General features: G+C 63.4%; 16 protein-coding genes, 1 pseudogene and 1 riboswitch. Of the genes and pseudogenes, 10 read left to right on the forward strand and 7 right to left on the reverse strand.

What is annotated here, in order from left to right; genetic code table 11:
• Positions 1 to 2 precede the first annotated feature (2 nt).
• Together VDQ28_RS20940 and VDQ28_RS20945 are read left to right on the forward strand one after the other, a co-directional pair.
• Positions 3 to 1,250: an NnrS family protein gene (locus VDQ28_RS20940; protein WP_323037779.1), complete on the forward strand. Its 1,248-nt coding sequence runs from the start codon at positions 3 to 5 to the stop codon at positions 1,248 to 1,250.
• 106 nt (positions 1,251 to 1,356) lie between these two features.
• Positions 1,357 to 2,979, forward strand: a complete 1,623-nt coding sequence (locus tag VDQ28_RS20945) for a thiamine pyrophosphate-binding protein (RefSeq protein ID WP_323037780.1) — start codon at positions 1,357 to 1,359, stop codon at positions 2,977 to 2,979.
• 188 nt (positions 2,980 to 3,167) lie between these two features.
• Here VDQ28_RS20945 and VDQ28_RS20950 read toward each other — a convergent pair whose 3' ends face one another.
• Positions 3,168 to 4,046, reverse strand: a complete 879-nt coding sequence (locus VDQ28_RS20950; protein ID WP_323037781.1) for an RNA polymerase factor sigma-32 — start codon at positions 4,044 to 4,046, stop codon at positions 3,168 to 3,170.
• A 145-nt stretch (positions 4,047 to 4,191) separates the two neighbouring features.
• Between VDQ28_RS20950 and VDQ28_RS20955 the strand changes: the two are divergent.
• Positions 4,192 to 5,062, forward strand: a pseudogene (locus tag VDQ28_RS20955) (glutathione S-transferase N-terminal domain-containing protein).
• Here the strand turns inward: VDQ28_RS20955 and queG are convergent.
• The 3 genes from queG to mtgA form a co-directional block, all read right to left on the reverse strand.
• Entirely contained in the window at positions 5,051 to 6,085 is a 1,035-nt protein-coding gene (gene queG / locus VDQ28_RS20960; protein WP_323037782.1) for a tRNA epoxyqueuosine(34) reductase QueG, read from the reverse strand. The pseudogene VDQ28_RS20955 and the gene queG sit on opposite strands and share 12 nt — an antisense overlap.
• 115 nt (positions 6,086 to 6,200) lie before the next feature.
• Positions 6,201 to 6,866, reverse strand: a complete 666-nt coding sequence (locus tag VDQ28_RS20965; RefSeq protein ID WP_323037783.1) for a glutathione S-transferase family protein — start codon at positions 6,864 to 6,866, stop codon at positions 6,201 to 6,203.
• A gap of 87 nt (positions 6,867 to 6,953) precedes the next feature.
• A complete protein-coding gene (gene mtgA / locus VDQ28_RS20970; protein WP_323037784.1) occupies positions 6,954 to 7,640 on the reverse strand; it encodes a monofunctional biosynthetic peptidoglycan transglycosylase in 687 nt (228 codons plus the stop codon).
• A gap of 172 nt (positions 7,641 to 7,812) precedes the next feature.
• On the opposite strand from mtgA, the gene VDQ28_RS20975 reads away from it, so the two are divergent.
• The 5 genes from VDQ28_RS20975 (at position 7,813) to VDQ28_RS20995 (ending at position 12,224) form a co-directional block, all read left to right on the forward strand.
• Complete coding sequence (locus tag VDQ28_RS20975) at positions 7,813 to 8,427, forward strand: glutathione S-transferase family protein (RefSeq protein ID WP_323038171.1); 615 nt, start codon at positions 7,813 to 7,815, stop codon at positions 8,425 to 8,427.
• 397 nt (positions 8,428 to 8,824) lie between these two features.
• Entirely contained in the window at positions 8,825 to 9,385 is a 561-nt protein-coding gene (gene petA / locus VDQ28_RS20980) for a ubiquinol-cytochrome c reductase iron-sulfur subunit (protein WP_323038172.1), read from the forward strand.
• A 12-nt stretch (positions 9,386 to 9,397) separates the two neighbouring features.
• Complete coding sequence (petB, locus tag VDQ28_RS20985) at positions 9,398 to 10,747, forward strand: cytochrome b (protein ID WP_323037785.1); 1,350 nt, start codon at positions 9,398 to 9,400, stop codon at positions 10,745 to 10,747.
• Positions 10,748 to 10,769: 22 nt separating this feature from the next.
• Complete coding sequence (locus VDQ28_RS20990; protein WP_323037786.1) at positions 10,770 to 11,558, forward strand: cytochrome c1; 789 nt, start codon at positions 10,770 to 10,772, stop codon at positions 11,556 to 11,558.
• 129 nt (positions 11,559 to 11,687) lie between these two features.
• Positions 11,688 to 12,224, forward strand: a complete 537-nt coding sequence (locus tag VDQ28_RS20995) for a hypothetical protein (protein ID WP_323037787.1) — start codon at positions 11,688 to 11,690, stop codon at positions 12,222 to 12,224.
• On the opposite strand, the gene VDQ28_RS21000 is transcribed toward VDQ28_RS20995, so the two are convergent.
• From VDQ28_RS21000 to thiB, 3 genes are read right to left on the reverse strand one after another with little or no spacing between them, the layout of a single operon-like run.
• Complete coding sequence (locus VDQ28_RS21000) at positions 12,221 to 12,913, reverse strand: ATP-binding cassette domain-containing protein (RefSeq protein ID WP_323037788.1); 693 nt, start codon at positions 12,911 to 12,913, stop codon at positions 12,221 to 12,223. The genes VDQ28_RS20995 and VDQ28_RS21000 overlap by 4 nt on opposite strands.
• Positions 12,900 to 14,450 carry an ABC transporter permease subunit gene (locus tag VDQ28_RS21005; RefSeq protein ID WP_323037789.1) on the reverse strand — a complete coding sequence of 517 codons (1,551 nt, stop codon included), beginning with the start codon at positions 14,448 to 14,450 and terminating at the stop codon, positions 12,900 to 12,902. The genes VDQ28_RS21000 and VDQ28_RS21005 overlap by 14 nt, the downstream gene beginning before the upstream one ends.
• A complete protein-coding gene (thiB, locus tag VDQ28_RS21010) occupies positions 14,434 to 15,429 on the reverse strand; it encodes a thiamine ABC transporter substrate binding subunit (protein WP_323037790.1) in 996 nt (331 codons plus the stop codon). Before thiB ends, VDQ28_RS21005 begins: the two co-directional genes overlap by 17 nt.
• A 40-nt stretch (positions 15,430 to 15,469) precedes the next feature.
• Positions 15,470 to 15,579, reverse strand: a riboswitch (TPP riboswitch).
• Positions 15,580 to 15,643: 64 nt separating this feature from the next.
• Here thiB and VDQ28_RS21015 point away from each other — a divergent pair.
• Positions 15,644 to 15,964 carry an antibiotic biosynthesis monooxygenase family protein gene (locus VDQ28_RS21015; RefSeq protein WP_323037791.1) on the forward strand — a complete coding sequence of 107 codons (321 nt, stop codon included), beginning with the start codon at positions 15,644 to 15,646 and terminating at the stop codon, positions 15,962 to 15,964.
• A gap of 31 nt (positions 15,965 to 15,995) precedes the next feature.
• Positions 15,996 to 16,862, forward strand: a complete 867-nt coding sequence (locus VDQ28_RS21020; protein WP_323037792.1) for a crotonase/enoyl-CoA hydratase family protein — start codon at positions 15,996 to 15,998, stop codon at positions 16,860 to 16,862.
• The last annotated feature ends 120 nt before the right edge of the window (positions 16,863 to 16,982 follow it).

Here is a 16,982-nt window from a genome sequence, read left to right on the forward strand (position 1 = left end):
CGGTGCGCAAGCTACTGGCTCTGTTTGGCGCCTCTCATCCGCTCTGGCGCGCGCCACACCGCCCGCTGTTTTTCTGCGCAGGGCTTTGGGCGCTGATTGCCCCGACGGTCTGGCTCTGGCCAGAGGGGATGATCGTCGATCCCGTGGCCTGGCATCTGCGCGCACTGCTGTTCGGCATGGGCGGGGCAGCGGTCGGCGGGTATCTGCTGACCGCGCTGCCAAGCTGGACGGGCTCACCGCCGACCTCGCCTCAGGCCGTCAGGGCGCTGACCCTGCTTTGGGCCGCAGCACAGCTTGCAGGGCTTGCCATACCCGGTTTGCCCGACGCGCTGCACCTGCTGCCAAGCCTCGCATTCTTCGGCCTTCTCGCCGTGATCCTGGCACGCGGGTTGATCGCCGCGCGGGTTTTTTCGAAACTCTGGTCCGTGGTGGCCGTGCTCGGCTTGGCGCTGGGCGACGCTGTTTCGCTGTGCGGTGGCGTCGGCGAACCTTGGGCCACCAGAGCCCCGCTGGCGATGGTGTTCCTCTTTGCGGCCCTGATTGGCGTCATCGGCGGCCGCGCTGTGCCAGCTTTCACCGCCAGCTGGATGCAGCACACATCCTCAAGGCTCAGGCCGCGCAAATGGCCGGTCTTGTCGCCACTCGCGCTGATCGCAACGCTGCTGGGGGCTGGTTTGACACTGGCCAACCACACCCTCGCGGCGGGCCTGTGCCTGTTGATTGCCGGTGTTGTGCAGCTTGCTCGGCTTCTGGGTTGGTACAGTTGGCAGTCTCGGCACTACCCCGCGCTGTTGGTGTTGCATCTCGCGTGGGTCTGGCTGCCCGTCGGATTGATCCTGCTGGGCCTCGCCACCTTGCGCCCCGATGTGCTGGCGCAAGGCACCGCCCTGCACGCGCTGACCATGGGCGCGATGGGGAGCATGATCATCGCCATCGCGGGGCGGGCGGCAATGGCGCGCCGGGGCAACCTGCTGATCGTCGGCGGTGGCCTGGGCGCGGCATTCGGCCTTGTCTGGTCGGCGGCACTCCTGCGCGTGGCGTCGCCGCGCGTGACCGGACCAGGGTTCGACGGAATTACCGCTTCCGCCCTCCTCTGGATGCTCGGTTGGGCGCTGTTCCTGTGGGCGTATCGCCCGGCGCTTTCCGGCGACATACCCTGGCCGATCCTCAGCGCAAGGCGGGCCGCGTCGCAACAGGTTGGGCAGGTCACTACACCCTCCCAAAACCCCGCAAATCCCGAATCGCGCTGACCTCGATGGAACCCGTGCCGAGTTTGTCGCAACACCCTTGCGGAATGTGCTTAATTTGCCCGCGTTTTCGTCTATCAGAAGAAAAGCGCGACAGGAGCAAGCCTCAATGACCGATACGATCCACGTTTACCAATCCATCGCCCGGGCCGTCCGCGACCACGGGGTCGAGACGATGTTCGGCCTGATGGGCGACGCCAACCTCTTTATGGTCGACAGCTTCGTTCGCGATTGTGGCGGGCGCTTCATCCCCTCCGCGCATGAGGGCAGCTCGGTGCTGATGGCGCTGGCTTACGCGCATGTCGCCGGAAAAGTGGGCGTTGCCACGGTCACCCATGGCCCGGCCCTGACCAATTGCATGACGGCCCTGACCGAGGGCGTGCGCGGGCATATTCCGATGGTCCTGCTGGCTGGGGATACGCCCGTGTCAAACCCGCGCCACCTGCAAGGAATCGACCAGCGCGAGGTGGTCAAGGCGACGGGTGCGGGTTTCGAGCAATTGCGCGCGCCCGATACCGTCGGCATGGACGTGGCGCGGGCGTTTTACCGCGCACAGGTGGAACGCCGGCCGATTGTCCTGAACATGCCCGCCGATTTCATGTGGCAAGAGGCAAGCCACGCGCACAAGGTCCTCGATGTGTTCACCGCACCCGGAGGCGTGGCCCAGGGCGACATTCTCGATCAGGCAATCGGCATGATTGCCTCGGCGCGCCGTCCGTTAATTCTGGCGGGGGGCGGCGCGGTTGCAGCGCGCGCGCAGTTGATCACACTCGCCGACCGGCTCGAGGCTCCGCTGGCCACGACGCTGAAGGCCAAGGGTCTGTTCAACGACCACCCCTATAACATCGACATATTCGGCACCCTCTCGACGCCTGCCGCCTATGACCTGATCGCCCAGTCTGATTGCATTGTCTGCTTCGGGACCGGGTTGCACGATTTCACCACCGATCGCGGCAAGCTGATGAAGGACAAGCGCATCATTCAGGTGGACATCGAACCAACCGCGATTGGCGGCGGGCTGCACCCGGACGCAGCCCTCGTCGCCGATGCGGGCCTGACCGCCGAGACCATCCTGTATTGGCTCGACGAGGCCGAAATCGCACCCAGCGGCTTCACCCGCGAGCTGAATATCGACGTCCTCACCGCGCACCCCACGGGGCCGGACAAAAGCGCCGAGGGTTATGTGAATTATGTTCAGGCGCTTGAACGTCTTGAGGCGGCGCTGCCAAAAGACCGGGTTCTGGTCACCGATGGCGGCCGGTTCATGACCGAAGTCTGGTGCCGGATTTCCGCACCAGACCCGCAGAGCTTTGTTGTCACAGCGAATTTCGGCTCCATCGGGCTGGGTCTGCCCGAAGCCATCGGTGCCGGACTGGCAGCACCCGGCAGGCCGGTGGTGGTGTTCAGCGGTGACGGCGGCTTCATGATGGGCGGGATCAATGAATTCAATACCGCCGTGCGTCTGGGGCTGGACCTCATCGTCATCGTCGCCAACGATTCCGCCTATGGTGCCGAACATATCCAGTTTCTCGACCGGCAAATGGACCCCAGCCTCACCGTCTTCCACTGGCCGTCCTTCGCCGAGATCGCCATCTCGCTGGGGGGGCAAGGGCTTGAGGTACGCTCAATGGCAGAGCTGGAAACCGCGCTCACCGCGCTGGAAACACGCAAAGGCCCGATCCTGATCGAGCTGCGGCTCGACCCGCATGACGTGCCGCGGATGCGGATCTGATACGCGCATGGTCGGGGTGAATTGGCCAACGGCCAAGAGGGGGTGAAACCCCCTGCGCGGAACGCGCCGAACCGAAGGGGCTCGATGCCCCTGAGTTTCGGCTTCACTCAAGGTGTGTCGCCGGTCTTTGTTTTGCCGCCATCATGTCAGCCGAATGGGCCCACGCGGCACCAGATCCGCACGCCCGTTCAGGCCAACAAGGCCTGAACCCCCGCGCCCTGCCGCTCAAGACGGTGGCGCATCTTCTCAAGCGCTGCGGCCTCGATCTGGCGCACACGTTCCTTCGACAACCGCAACTCGCCGCCCAGCGCCTCCAGCGTGCGCGGCGCATCAGACATCTTGCGCGCGGTCACGATCAGGCGTTCACGGTCGGTCAAACTGTCCAGCGCCTCCGCCAGCCAGCCCTGCAACGCAAGCTGATCATGTTTCGCCGCCACGGTTTCCTCGGCCCCCGGCGCGTCATCCGCCAGCGTCTCGACCCACTCGCGCCCCTCATCCTCGCCCGATTGCCGCGCATTCAACGACATGTCCCCACCCGACAATCGCCCACTCATCATCTCGACTTCCGCGACCGACACCCCGATCTGCTGCGCAACCCGCTCGCGAAGCTGATGCTCATCCAGGCGCTCGCCCATGTCACCCGCTTCGCGCCGCAATTGCGCCTCGACCCGCCGCAGATTGAAAAACAACGCCTTCTGGCTGCTGGTCGAGCCGGTGCGCACCATCGACCAATTGCGCATCACATGATCCTGAATCGAGGCCTTGATCCACCACATCGCGTAAGTCGAGAATCTCACACCGCGATCCGGATCGAATTTTTCGGCGGCCTTCATCAGCCCAAGGCTCGCCTCTTGGATCAGATCGCCCAGCGGCGCGCCGTATTTGCGAAATTTCGACGCCATCGAGATCGCCAACCGCATATAGGCGGTGATCAACCGATGCAGCGCGGCCTCGTCCCGGTGGTCGCGCCAGGCAATCGCCAACGCCCGTTCCGTTTCCGCATCCAGCATTTCCGCCCGCATCATGGTTCGCGTGAAGTGGCGCGATTCAGGGGTATCGAAGGCCATGTTGTTTCTCCGCTGTTTCCTTTCCTACGGCTGAGACGCGAAATGGTTCACTTTTCATGTCTGTTTTCGATGGATTCGCCCACAAATGCTGATTGGTCAGTTGGCGTGAATTGCGGCAAGGTCACCGAAACATCAGGGGGAATACATGACCTACGACCTCGTCATCGGCGATCGCGCATATTCCAGTTGGTCGCTGCGGGGCTGGCTTTTGTTCGACGCGTTCGGTCTTGCCGCAAAACTCACCCGCGTCCGCTTCTATGAACCCGCCTTTGCCGAGACCTTGGCGCAGTTCTTTCCGGCCCGCACTGTGCCCGCCCTGCGCCTGCCCGAAGGCGTGGTGGTCAGTGACAGTCTCGCCATTGCCGAAGAATTGGCGACCCGGCATCCAGAGGCCGGCCTCTGGCCCTCGGACCCCAAAGCCCGGGCCATCGCCCGCGCACTGGCGGCCGAGATGCATTCGTCCTTCACCGCGCTGCGCAGCCATTGCCCGATGAATCTCCGTGTCAGCTACCAGACCTGCGAGCCCCCGCCAGCCGTGCTCGAAGACTTGGCGCGGCTCGAAACCCTCTGGGCTTGGGCGCGCGCGGAAACTGGCAGCACCGGGCCTTGGCTTTGCGGCGCGTATTGCGCGGCGGATGCGTTTTTTCGCCCCGGTGGCGGCCCGCATCGCGGGATACAATTTACCGGTGTCAAAGGCTGCCGCCGCCTATGTCGCAGCGCATCTTGCGCACCCCCGGTTTCGCCGCTGGCGCGCCATGAGCCTGCATGACGGGGCCGATCAACCCGTTTACCAGCGCGACGGACCAACCCGCGTCTGGCCCGGCCCCGCGCCCTTGCCCGCGGATCGTTGCGACGGGCCGTCGATCAACGCGGCCTGCCCCTATTCCGGCTTGCCCGTCACCGATTTCCTGCGGGTCAACGATCAGGTGTTGGGTTTCTGCAACCCGTTCTGCCGCGACAAGACCCTCAGCGATCCGCAGGCCTGGCCCGAGGCCATGGCCCTGTTACAAGCGTGACAGCGCCCACCGGGCGGCCTCGGCAACCACCGGGTCGGGGTCGTGCACCAAGGGTCGTGCGGCCGAGGCCAGACCGGAAAGACCCGAGTTGCCAATGGCATACAACACATTGCGCACGAACCGATCGCGCCCGATCCGCTTGACCGGCGAGCCCGAAAACCTCTCGCGAAACGCCGCATCATCAAGGCCGACCAACTCCGCCAGATCCGGCGCCACCAGATCCGGGCGCGCGGCATATTTCACCTCTGACGCCGTGGCGGCAAACTTGTTCCACGGACAGGCCGCAAGACAATCATCGCAGCCATAAATATGGTTCCCCATCAACACCCGCAATTCAGGGTCGATCTCCCCCTTGTGCTCAATGGTCAGATAGGAAATGCAACGCCGCGCATCCAGTTGAAAGGGCGCGGGAAAGGCATCGGTCGGACAGGCATCCAGACAGGCCCTGCAACTGCCGCAGTTCTCGACCGCGGGCGCATCGACTGGCATCTCCAGCGTGGTGAAAATTGCGCCGAGGAAAAACCAGCTTCCCAACTCACGGCTCAAAACATTGGTGTGCTTGCCCTGCCAGCCCAGACCCGCCGCCGCCGCCAGAGGTTTTTCCATCACCGGAGCGGTATCCACGAACACCTTGATTTCGCCGCCCGCCTCCTCGATCAGCCAACGCCCCAACCGCTTCAGGCGCTTTTTCACGATGTCATGGTAATCGCGATTCTGCGCATAAACCGAAATCGCCCCTTTTTCGGGCTGCCCCAGAACATCGCGCGGGTCATGCTCGGGCGAATACACCTCCGCCAACATGATCACCGACTTCGCCTCGGGCCACAGCGCCGCAGGGTTGCCACGCCACGCCATGCGCTCGGCCATCCACGCCATCTGCCCATGCCGCCCCGCGTCGACATAAGCCGCCAACCGCCCCGCCGACTCGGGAATGGCGTCCGGCCGCGTCACCCGCGCCGCCGAAAACCCTTCGGCCAAAGCCTGCTCGACAACCAGGGCTTTCAGCGCGACACCGTCCATCATGCCTGTCCTCTTTGTTCCAAAAATATCCTGGTGGGAGGCCGCAGGCCGTGGGAGGTGAAACCTCCCGGCGGGGCGAGGCCCCTCGATGGGGCCGAGAAACGCGCCCCCTCAAACCTCAGAAATCAAGGTCGGCATAGCGCCGGGGCGGTGGAAACCCGGGCACTTGGTCCGACAGCAGCGACCGGAACGCCGGGCGGGATTTGATCGTCGCGTACCAGGATTTCACCGCTGGCGCGCGCTCCCAATCGACGTCGTTGATGTAATCGAGACAGGACAGATGCGCCGCCGCCGTGAAATCGGCCAGCGTCATCGCATTGCCCGCCAGCCAGCGGCGATGCTCCAACAGCCAGCTCATGTAATCGAGGTGATATTTGATCCGCGATGATCCGGTTTTCACCTTTTGCGAATCCGGATAGCCGCGCCCCATGATTTTCTTGGTCACCCGCTCATACAGCAGGTTTGCCGTCACTTCCGAGTGAAACGTATCGTCGAACCAGGCGCACAAACGGCGCACTTCATAGCGGCTCGACGGATCCTTGGGGATCAAGGGCGGCTCGGGGTGAACCTCATCGAGGAACTCACAAATCGCCTGGCTTTCCGCCAGCATGCGCCCTTCATAGCGCAGAATCGGCACTTTCCCCGCCGGATTGCGGCGCAGGAATTCCGTGCCAGCCTCCCAATAGCGCTCGTCGATCAGCTCGACTTCCAGCCGTTTTTCGGCAAGCGTCAGGCGGACTTTGCGACAAAAGGGCGAGAGGGGAACGTGGAAAAGGCTGAGCATGAGACTCTGCAGTGTTGGCGGTGCGCGCGATCAAGTTACAGCCCTTGCTTTGCACCGGGCGCGATCAAAGTTCAACCGTCCAAACCGTTAACGTGCGAAACAAGCCGCGCGATCATCGCGTGATATCGTCGCAGCGCCGTCCAGAATCGCATTTGCGCGGCGCACCAACCGCCCTGACGGATCACCCGCGTCGCGCGATTGTGGCGCGGGCAGCACCGCCGCCAGCAAAGCCGCTTGCCGCGCAGTCAACGCTCCCGCATCGCGGTTGAAGTGATGTTGCGCCGCCGCCTGCACCCCGAAAACGCCTTCTCCGAACTCGGCGATGTTCAGATAAACCTCAAGGATGCGCCGCTTGGACCACATCACCTCCATCACCGGGGTGATCACCGCTTCCAGCGCCTTGCGTAGCCAACTGCGCCCTTGCCACAGGAACACGTTTTTCACGACCTGCTGGCTGATCGTCGAGGCACCCCGCCCGGCCCCCTCGGCCAAGGCGATGCGAATTGCGGCCACATCGAACCCCCAATGGCGGCAGAAATTCACGTCCTCGGCGGCGACCACGGATTGCGCCATTGCCGGTGCGATGGCCTCCATATCGACCCATTCATACTGGATCGACCCCAACCGCCATTGCTCTTGCCACATATAGATGCCCCCCGGCGGATCGACGAATCGATAGAGCGCAATCCAGGCGAGCAGCAGCACCACGACGCCCGCAAGCGCCAGCATCAGCCAGCGAAACAGCCGCCGCAGACCGGCGGCGATCCGGTCCATCAGCCGCGGTTTCTTGTTTTTGCGTGGTCTCGGTTTTGCCATGCGCGCACCGTAATGGCCCCGCCCCCCAAGCTTCAAGCACTCAGTGTCATGCGAACAGGAATGGACACCAATTGGCAACGTGCTAGCGTACCCATGAATCTTCGCACTGCCAGAAAGGGCCCCGCACATGATGGTTCTGCATCACAGTCCCGCCTCGCCATTCGTTCGCAAGATCGTGGTTCTCCTCGATGAAGCCGGGCAAAAAGACACCGTCAGGCTGGCCCCCGCCACCGGGTCTCCGGTTGACCCCGGAACCATGCCACTCGGCGCGAATCCCCTGGGTAAAATCCCGGCGCTGGAGCGCCCCGACGGCTGCACATTGTACGACAGCCGCGTCATCACTCGCTTTCTGGCAACGCAGGTTCCCGCCGGCAGCCCGGCCTTCTACCCGGACGGCCCACGTCTGTGGGAGGTTCTGACCCTCGAAGCAACCGCAGATGGAATCGTCGATGCGGCGATCCTGATGCGGTATGAAACGGCGCTGCGCGCACCAGAGAAGCAGTCCACGGCTTGGATCGAGGGCCAGTGGGCCAAGATCTCACGCGCGCTCGATGCGCTGGAATCGCGCTGGATGGCGCATTTGGCGGGCCCGCTGGATATGGGACAAATCGCCGTGGGCTGCGCGTTGGGTTATCTCGATTTCCGCTTTGCAGATCGCAATTGGCGTGCGCAAGCCCCGACTCTGGCGGCCTGGTATGCGGATTTCGTGCAACGGCCCTCCATGCAGGCCACCCTTCCGGGCTGACCTGACGGCACACGGCACATCGGCCTCGTTTCGCAACAGACTGTCGTGACACGAGGCCGGATGGCAGGGGAATCAACCTGTTCTTGCGTTGACTTTGGCGCAGTGCACGCGCCGTTTCGGCGTTCGTTGGCGAACACGCGCGAATTTTCCCGTAAAGATCTGTTTTTCGGCGCTGTGGCGCTGGGGACGCTTGGGTCAGAAGCCGGTTCACGCTGTATCTCCGCGCTGATCGCGGCGCTTCGCCACCGCTAAATGCCCCAAGTGTGGCATATTTCCTCCTTTTCGCGGCTGGACGGAAGTTCAAATCGCCGTTAAACAACCGCCTTGGAGGCTACAGTTTACTGTGGCTCGTTTTGGCGTATCCGCCGAACCCGTGACCTTGAAATGGAGAATGCTCGTGTCCCACGCAGACGACAACGCAGGCACTCGCCGAGATTTTCTGTACTACGCGACCGCAGGCGCTGGCGTAGTCACAACCGGGGCCGCCGTCTGGCCACTGGTGAACCAGATGAATCCCTCGGCTGACGTGCAAGCCCTGTCTTCGATTTTCGTCGACATCAGTGGCGTGGCGGTTGGCACGCAGTTGACCGTCAACTTCTTGGGCAAGCCGGTGTTTATTCGCCGCCGCACCGAAGAAGAGATCGAGGCTGCGCGCGCTGTGCCGCTCGAAGATCTGATGGATCAGAATTCGGAAAACCCGAACAAGCCGAACACCGACGCTTCGGATGAAAACCGCGCAACCGACGAATCCGGCGAGTGGCTCATCATGACAGGCGTTTGCACGCACCTTGGCTGCGTGCCGCTGGGTGATGGGGCGGGTGATTTCGGCGGTTGGTTCTGCCCATGCCACGGCTCGCACTATGATACCGCTGGCCGTATTCGCCGGGGTCCTGCACCGCAGAACCTGCACATTCCCGTCGTCAGCTTCGTCGACGAATCCACCATTCAGCTCGGCTAAGGGAGACGAGGCATGTCCGGCATTCCCCACGACCATTACGAGCCCAAGACTGGCATTGAAAAGTGGCTTGACCGCCGCCTGCCGATCGTAGGGCTTCTTTACGGCACCCTGATGATCCCCACCCCCAAGAACCTGAACTGGTGGTGGATCTGGGGCATCGTCCTCGCTTTTTGCCTTGTGTTGCAGATTGTTACCGGCATCGTGCTGGTGATGCATTTCACGCCGCACGCCGATATGGCGTTCAATTCCGTCGAGCATATCATGCGCAACGTGAACGGCGGCTATATGCTGCGCTATCTGCACATGAACGGCGCGTCGCTGTTCTTCTTTGCGGTCTATATCCACATCTTCCGCGGCCTCTATTACGGCTCGTACAAAGCCCCGCGTGAAGTGACCTGGATCATCGGCATGTTGATCTATCTGGCGATGATGGCGACCGGCTTCATGGGCTATGTTCTGCCTTGGGGTCAGATGTCGTTCTGGGGTGCCACGGTGATCACCGGCCTGTTCGGCGCAATCCCGGGCATTGGCGAGCCGATCCAGACCTGGCTGCTGGGCGGGCCCGCAGTGGGCAGCCCGACGCTGACACGTTTCTTCTCGTTGCACTATCTGCTGCCGTTCGTGATTGCGGCCCTGGTGATCGTGCACATCTGGGCGTTCCACACCACCGGCAACAACAACCCGACGGGTGTCGAGGTGCGTCGCGGGTCCAAGGAAGAAGTCGAGAAAGACACCCTGCCCTTCTGGCCCTATTTCGTGATCAAGGACCTGTTCGCGCTGGTTCTGGTGCTGCTGGTGTTCTGGGCCATCGTCGGCTTCATGCCGAACTTCCTGGGCCACCCGGACAACTACCGCATGGCGGACCCGCTGGTGACGCCCGCGCATATCGTTCCGGAATGGTACTTCTTGCCGTTCTACGCGATCCTGCGCGCCTTCACCGCTGACGTTTGGGTGGTGATCGCGGCGAACTGGCTGTCCTTCGGGATCATCGACGCCAAGTTCTTCGGCGTTCTGGCGATGTTCGGCGCAATTGCCGTCATGGCCCTGACCCCGTGGCTGGATACCTCGTCGGTGCGTTCGGGTCGCAACCGTCCGATGTTCAAGTGGTATTTCTGGCTTCTGGTCGTGGATTTCGTCGTCCTGATGTGGGCCGGCGCCATGCCAGCCGAGCCGCCGTATTCGACGATCTCCTTGATCGGTTCGGCGTATTGGTTTGCCTACTTCCTGGTCATCCTGCCGCTGCTTGGCGTGCTGGAACGTCCGACAGCGCCACCGGCAACCATCGAAGCAGACTTCAAAGCCACTGTAAAAGCCAAGGCTGCCAAGGGCAAAGTCGCCCCTGAGCAGATCCCCGGTCAGTGAGCGAAAGGAAGAGAGTGATATTATGATCAGGAAACTTGCCCTTTCGGCCCTGATGGCTTTGACCCTTGGCGGCGCCGCTCCGGCGTTGGCCGCGGGATCAGGCGGGCACATCACCGACTATGCGTTCTCGTTCGAGGGGCCATTCGGCACCTACGACCGGGCACAGCTTCAGCGTGGCTTGCAGGTCTACACCGAGGTGTGCTCGGCCTGTCACGGTCTGGAACTGGTGGCCTTCCGCACGCTGGCGGATGAGACCGGCCTGGGTCTCGATGCCGAAACGGTGCGGACCTATGCTGCAACCTTCGAAGTCGATGACGGCGACGGTGGTTATCGTGCTGCCGGCACGCCTGACCACTTCCCGGGCTCGTCCATGGAAACCGCACCCGACCTGAGCCTGATGGCCAAGGCGCGCGCCGGCTTCCACGGCCCCTACGGGCTGGGCATCAACCAGTTGCTGCGCGGAATGGGCGGCGCGGAATATATCGCGTCGTTCCTGATGGGCTTCAACGGCGAGGAATCCGAGCAAGGTGGCGCGGTATTCTATTACAACGAAGCCTTTGGCGGCAACGTGTCGATGGCACCGCAGCTGTTTGACGACCTCGTGGAATATTCGGATGGCACCCAAGCCACCGAAGAGCAGATGGCACAAGACGTCGCTGCCTTCCTGATGTGGGCCGCCGAGCCGCGCCAGACCGAGCGCAAGATGTGGGGCCTGATTGGCGTCATTTTCCTGACGTTGCTGGCGTCGCTGCTGTATCTGACCAACAAACGCCTCTGGGCACCGATCAAAGATCAAGCCAAACGCGGCTGATCGTTTTTGATCCTCACAGACCCGTGAAACGCGCCCTTTGGGGCGCGTTTTGCCTGTCGGGGGTCTGGCCTCGGCCCCTTGTGGTGGCTAATCTCCACGGCCAAACCGCCCGTAAGTCGAAGAACCCGCATGTCTCAGTCCCCCCGCCGTCTCGCCACCCTGTCAGCCCTAGCCGTTTTGATCGGCTCGTCGATGCCCGCATCCGCGCAATGGATCGCTTCTGGTCGCTGGGGAACCGAGGCGAACTGGCAGTATGTCGTGCCCGGCACCTGGCTGATCCTACGCAGCGACAACGCCGCGCAGCCCGTGTCGATCCATGCCGAAGGGGCGAACCACGTCGGCCGCATCGCCCTGTGGTGCGATCCCCAAACCCAAACCAGCACGCTGCGCTTTGACGCCTATCGCGGTTTGGCGCTGAACCCGGCGCCCACCCCCGAACCCGTCACCTTCGAGATCGACGGCCAGAACTTTGAACGCACCTTCCTCTATGATCCCGCGCAAAGCGTCTGGGTTGCCGACGGGGCGCTCGACGCGACGTTCCTCGACGCCTTCTCATGGGGCAGCCGGTTGCAGTTGCGCAATGCGGCGGGTGAGGAGATCACCAGCTATCGCCTGAACGGCAGCAGCCGCGCCCGAGAGGCCTTGCGCCAGACCTGCCAATTCTAACCGAGATAGGCCGCCAACGCAGGCGGCGGTGTCTGCAGCAGCGCGTGAGTGTCAGCGGGTGCATCTGCCTGCCCCTCGGCGACCACCACGGTTTGCGGGCACAACCGCAACGCATCCGCCGGGTCGTGGGTGATCATCAGCACCGTCGCCCCGTTCTTTGCCGCGATACGCGCGACCAGATCCAGCATGGCGATTTTCAGCGCCGGACCAAGCGCCGCAAAGGGTTCATCCAGCAAAACCAAAGGCCGGGCCCGCAACAACACCCGCGCCAACCCTGCCCGGCTGATCTGTCCGCCCGACAATTGCGCGGGCTTGCGCCCCTCCAGCCCGGTCAAACCCGTCTCATCAAGCGCCTGCATCACCGCAACCCGGTCCGATTTACTTAGCCGCAATGCCGGATTGATCCCCAGCGCGACATTGTCGAACACGCTCATATGCGGCAGCAAATTGTGGTCCTGGAACAGAATGCTCATCGGCCGTTGCGCGGGTGGCAGTCTGTCGATCCGAGCCCCGTCCCAGCGAATCATCCCGGCGGTCAGCGGCACAAACCCGGCGATGGCCCCGATCAACGTGGATTTCCCCGCCCCCGACGGCCCCAGCACCGCGACCTGCGCGCCGGTGGGAACGCTGAAATCCGCCGTCAGGCTGAAGTCATCCTGAACGATCCTCACGCCATCAAGTTCCAGCATTCTTCCCCCCGATCATGCGCTCGACACTGACAAACGCCGCCAATGCCACCACCAATAGCACCAAAGCTGCCCCCGCCGCGTCGTCGCTGCGATAGGCCCCCATCAAGCGCTGCACCTGCATTGGCAGGGTCTCGCCGCCGGTCTGCGCAAACAGCACAATCACCCCCAGATCGCCCAACGACAACGCCGCCCCCAGCCCCAGCGCAAAGCCGAACGGGTGCCGCAACCGAGGCCACAGAATCAGCCGGAAATGCGCCCAGCCCCCCAGCCCCAGCGATGCCGAAAGCTGGGCAAAATCTCCCTCGGCCCGGCGCGCGGCGGGCAGGACGGCGCGCAAGGCGAACGGCAGCGCCATCGCCGCATTGACCAAAGCCGTGACCGACAAAGCCCAATGCACCGGGTCCGACACGGGGTGAATCACGATGAACAAGCCGGTGCCGATCACCAGGGGCGACGAGACCAGCGCCACCATGCCGACCCCTTCAGGCCAGCGCCGCGCCAGCGCCGCCATCGTCAAGGCCCCGGTCATCACCGCCAGCAAACCGACTGACAATGCCGCCACCTTGAGCGATTGCCCCAACGCCAGCCAAACCGGCGCAGGCAAATCCCGAACATGCGGCACACCGCGCAGAATGACCATTCCCAGCGGGATCAACAGGAACGCCGCCGCAAGCCCGATCGCGCTGGCGTCCACCGCCCGCGACAGGCCGCCCGGCGGGGTTGGTGCAACGCGGTCAAGGCCGGTCATGCCGGTGTCCGGCAGCGTGAACCGCGCCAGCAGCAGCAAAGCCGCGATACCGATTGCCGCCTGAAGCAACGCCAGCAAGGCCGCCCGGCCAAGGTCGAAATCAAACCGAAACGCCTGATAGATTGCCAACTCAAGGGTCGTGGCGCGTGGCCCGCCGCCCAGCGTCAACGCCACCGCAAACGAGGTCAGGCAGATCAGGAACACCACCGCCAAAGCCCCCGGCACCACCCGCACCAGCATCGGCACCTCGATGTGCCGCAACCGCGCCCAGCCGCCAAAGCCCAGCGCCGACGCCAGGCGCAAGTGCTCATTGGGAACCCGCGCCCAGCCTTGCAGCAGCAGCCGGACACAGAGCGGCAGGTTGAAAAACACATGCGCCAAAACGACGCCCTGAAAGCCGTAAACCGTGAACGGCGGCACGCCCATCAGCGCCAGGACATCGTTGACCATCCCGTTACGGCCAAACACCGCCAGCAAGCCGATCACCGCAACCAGCACCGGCAGGATAAAGGGTGCCCCCATCAGCACGATTAACACCGAGCGCCCAGCGAACCGCCGCCGCGCCAAAGCCCGCGCCACCGGGATCGCCAAGGCCACCGAGATCAGCGCGGAAACCGTGGCTTGCAACACCGTGAACCGCGCCGCGGCCCAATCGGCGGGGCCAAGCCGCGCGCCCAATTCGGCCCGCCACAGCACGGCTGCCAGCGCGCCAAAATTCAACAGCAGAAGGGCCGCCGCCACAAGGACAGCGGCCCACCAGAGCGCGCGTGGTTCAGCGCGCAAGAGCATCCCGCCACTCGCTCAACGCCGCATCCCGCAGCGCGGCCGCCTCATCGCCACGGAACAACAGCGAGGTTTCGGGCTGGTGCAGCGTCTCGAACCCCGCCGGCAAGCCGCCTTCGGGGGTCACGGCCGGGTACATCCAGTTGGTCGTCGGAATCACCGATTGGAACGCGTCGGACACCATGAACGCCATGAACGCCCGCGCCAGTTCCGGCTGGTCGGTATTCGCCACGATCCCGGCAACCTCGATCTGAAGATAGTGCCCCTCATCAAACAGAGCCGCCGCCTTGCTGGCGTCCTCCTCGGCAATCAGGTGATAGGCGGGCGAGGTCGTGTAGCTCAACACCATATCGGCCTCGCCCTCAAGGAACAGGCCATAGGCCTCGGACCAACCGGGCGTGACCGTCAGGATGCGCGGCGCCAGGCCTTGCCAGATTTCGGCGGCCCGGTCGCCGTAAGCCGCCTTGACCCACATCAGCAGGCCCAAACCGGGGGTCGATGAGCGGGGGTCCTGAATCACGATGCTCAGATCCGACGCGATCAGCTCAGGGAAACTGGTGGGCGGGGTCGGCGTGCGGTTCACGTCATGGACAAAGGCGAACCAGCCCCAATCATAGGGCAGGAACAACGGGTCATCCCAGGCGATCGGCAAATCCAACGCAGGCGACACCCCATGCGGCGCGATCAGGCCCGAGGCCGACGCCGCCGCCGTCAAGTTGGTATCGAGGCCCAAGACGATATCCGCCTCGGTGCGCGCGCCGGTCAGCATCAGCCGCGCCAACATCGCGGCCCCGTCACCGGCCGATTCGAAGACCAGATCGCAGCCGCATGTGGCCTCGAACGCGGCTTCGATGGCCGGGCCGGGGCCCCAATCCGACACAAAACTGTCATAGGTCAGCACCCTGAGTTCAGGGGTCTGCGCGTGGGCTGGAATTGCCAAAGCCGAAGCCAAAAACAATCCCGCAGCAAGTTCAGAAACTCTCATTGCATCCTCCATTTGCGACGGGCGGGGTCGGGGTGGAGGAATACATATCCGTCACCTTCCCTCCGCCGGTCCTAACCGGTTCAGGTTCAACGGGTCACGGGTTCAACCGTTTCTCAGCCAGCGCGTACGCAGGCACCCCGAGGTACGCGACAACATAACCCTTTGCACCGGCGCGACAAGGGGGCAGGATAGTGGCAACAGACGGAGGATTCCCATGACGCTTGCCATCACCACCGATTTCACCGGCCAGACCGTGGTCTCGACGTTCGAGATGACCCCCGGCACCTGCACCGATGTGCTGGACGCCCTGACCGACGCCTATGACAAGGTGATCCGCCATCAGCCCGGCTTTCTGGGCGGCGCGATCCATGTGAACGACGCGCAAACCCGCATTTCCACCTATTCGCGCTGGGTCAAGCGCGAGGACTTCCAGGCCATGCTGCGCACCCCTGAAATGCGCGAGCGCAACCGGGCCATTGCGGCGATGTGTTCGCGATTCGAGCCGGTAATGTATGAGGTCTCAGCCGTTTTCTAGACCTGCCACACAGTTTGGAAAAGAACCGCTCATGCCGAAAAACCTGTACGAAAAAGACGGGCGAATCGCCCGGATCACCCTCAATCGCCCCGAGGTGATGAACGCCATCGACGATGAGATGCCGGGCCTGTTGGCGCAGGCTGTGGAACAGGCAGATGCCGATCCGGATATCCATGTGATGATCTTGTCCCGTGCCGGGCGCGCATTTTGTGCAGGTTATGATCTGACCTACTATGCGCAGGCCAGTACCGGCGGCGGCAACCAAGTCACGCAACCAATGCCCTGGGATCCGATCAAGGATTATGCGTTCATGTGGCGCAATACCCAGGCATTCATGGCGCCGTGGCGTGCCCTGAAGCCTGTCTTGTGCAAAATCCACGGCTTTGCCGTCGCCGGAGGGTCGGACATCGCGCTGTGTTGCGACATGGTGTTCATGGGCGAGAGCGCCGAAATCGGCTACATGCCCGCCCGGGTCTGGGGCTGCCCGACGACGGCGATGTGGGTGTACCGCCTCGGGGCAGAACGCGCCAAACGCCTGATGTTTACCGGCGATAAAATCACCGGACGCGAGGCCGAGGACATGGGGCTGATCCTCAAGGCCGTGCCCGATGCCGACCTTGATGACGCCGTCGAGGCGATGGCGGCACGGATGGCTTCGGTGCCGGTGAACCAATTGGCGATGCAGAAAATGGTGATCAATCAAGCCATTGAGGCCACCGGCATCATGAACACCCAACGCCTCGCGACGGTGTTTGACGGGATTACCCGGCATTCGCCCGAAGGTCTCAACTTCAAGGCCCGCAGCGAAGCGGTTGGTTGGAAACAAGCCGTCAAAGAGCGCGACACCGGCACATGGGACTGGACCCTGAACCAGCCATTGCCCCCCTCAAATCGCTGAGGGGGGGGGCGTGGCTCGGGGCCATCGAGGCCCCTCGCCCCGCGCGGGGGCGCTGCCCCCATCGGCGCTATGCGCCGCCCCCGGAGTATTTTCGACAAGATGAAGCTGTCATGCGGGCTT

The sequence above is a fragment of the Pararhodobacter sp. genome, from assembly GCF_034676545.1.
In the GTDB taxonomy this organism is placed as follows: domain Bacteria; phylum Pseudomonadota; class Alphaproteobacteria; order Rhodobacterales; family Rhodobacteraceae; genus Pararhodobacter.

Bases quoted from the DNA above. Each gene is read 5' to 3' on its own strand.
- VDQ28_RS21000 (WP_323037788.1), bottom strand. From the start codon at position 12,913: ATGCTGGAACTTGATGGCGTGAGGATCGTTCAGGATGACTTCAGCCTG.
- VDQ28_RS20990 (WP_323037786.1), top strand. From the start codon at position 10,770: ATGATCAGGAAACTTGCCCTTTCGGCCCTGATGGCTTTGACCCTTGGC.
- VDQ28_RS21020 (WP_323037792.1), top strand. From the start codon at position 15,996: ATGCCGAAAAACCTGTACGAAAAAGACGGGCGAATCGCCCGGATCACC.
- VDQ28_RS20950 (WP_323037781.1), bottom strand. From the start codon at position 4,046: ATGGCCTTCGATACCCCTGAATCGCGCCACTTCACGCGAACCATGATG.
- VDQ28_RS20975 (WP_323038171.1), top strand. From the start codon at position 7,813: ATGGTTCTGCATCACAGTCCCGCCTCGCCATTCGTTCGCAAGATCGTG.
- thiB (WP_323037790.1), bottom strand. From the start codon at position 15,429: ATGAGAGTTTCTGAACTTGCTGCGGGATTGTTTTTGGCTTCGGCTTTG.
- VDQ28_RS20965 (WP_323037783.1), bottom strand. From the start codon at position 6,866: ATGCTCAGCCTTTTCCACGTTCCCCTCTCGCCCTTTTGTCGCAAAGTC.
- VDQ28_RS21015 (WP_323037791.1), top strand. From the start codon at position 15,644: ATGACGCTTGCCATCACCACCGATTTCACCGGCCAGACCGTGGTCTCG.
- VDQ28_RS20995 (WP_323037787.1), top strand. From the start codon at position 11,688: ATGTCTCAGTCCCCCCGCCGTCTCGCCACCCTGTCAGCCCTAGCCGTT.
- VDQ28_RS21005 (WP_323037789.1), bottom strand. From the start codon at position 14,450: ATGCTCTTGCGCGCTGAACCACGCGCGCTCTGGTGGGCCGCTGTCCTT.
- petB (WP_323037785.1), top strand. From the start codon at position 9,398: ATGTCCGGCATTCCCCACGACCATTACGAGCCCAAGACTGGCATTGAA.
- mtgA (WP_323037784.1), bottom strand. From the start codon at position 7,640: ATGGACCGGATCGCCGCCGGTCTGCGGCGGCTGTTTCGCTGGCTGATG.
- VDQ28_RS20945 (WP_323037780.1), top strand. From the start codon at position 1,357: ATGACCGATACGATCCACGTTTACCAATCCATCGCCCGGGCCGTCCGC.
- queG (WP_323037782.1), bottom strand. From the start codon at position 6,085: ATGATGGACGGTGTCGCGCTGAAAGCCCTGGTTGTCGAGCAGGCTTTG.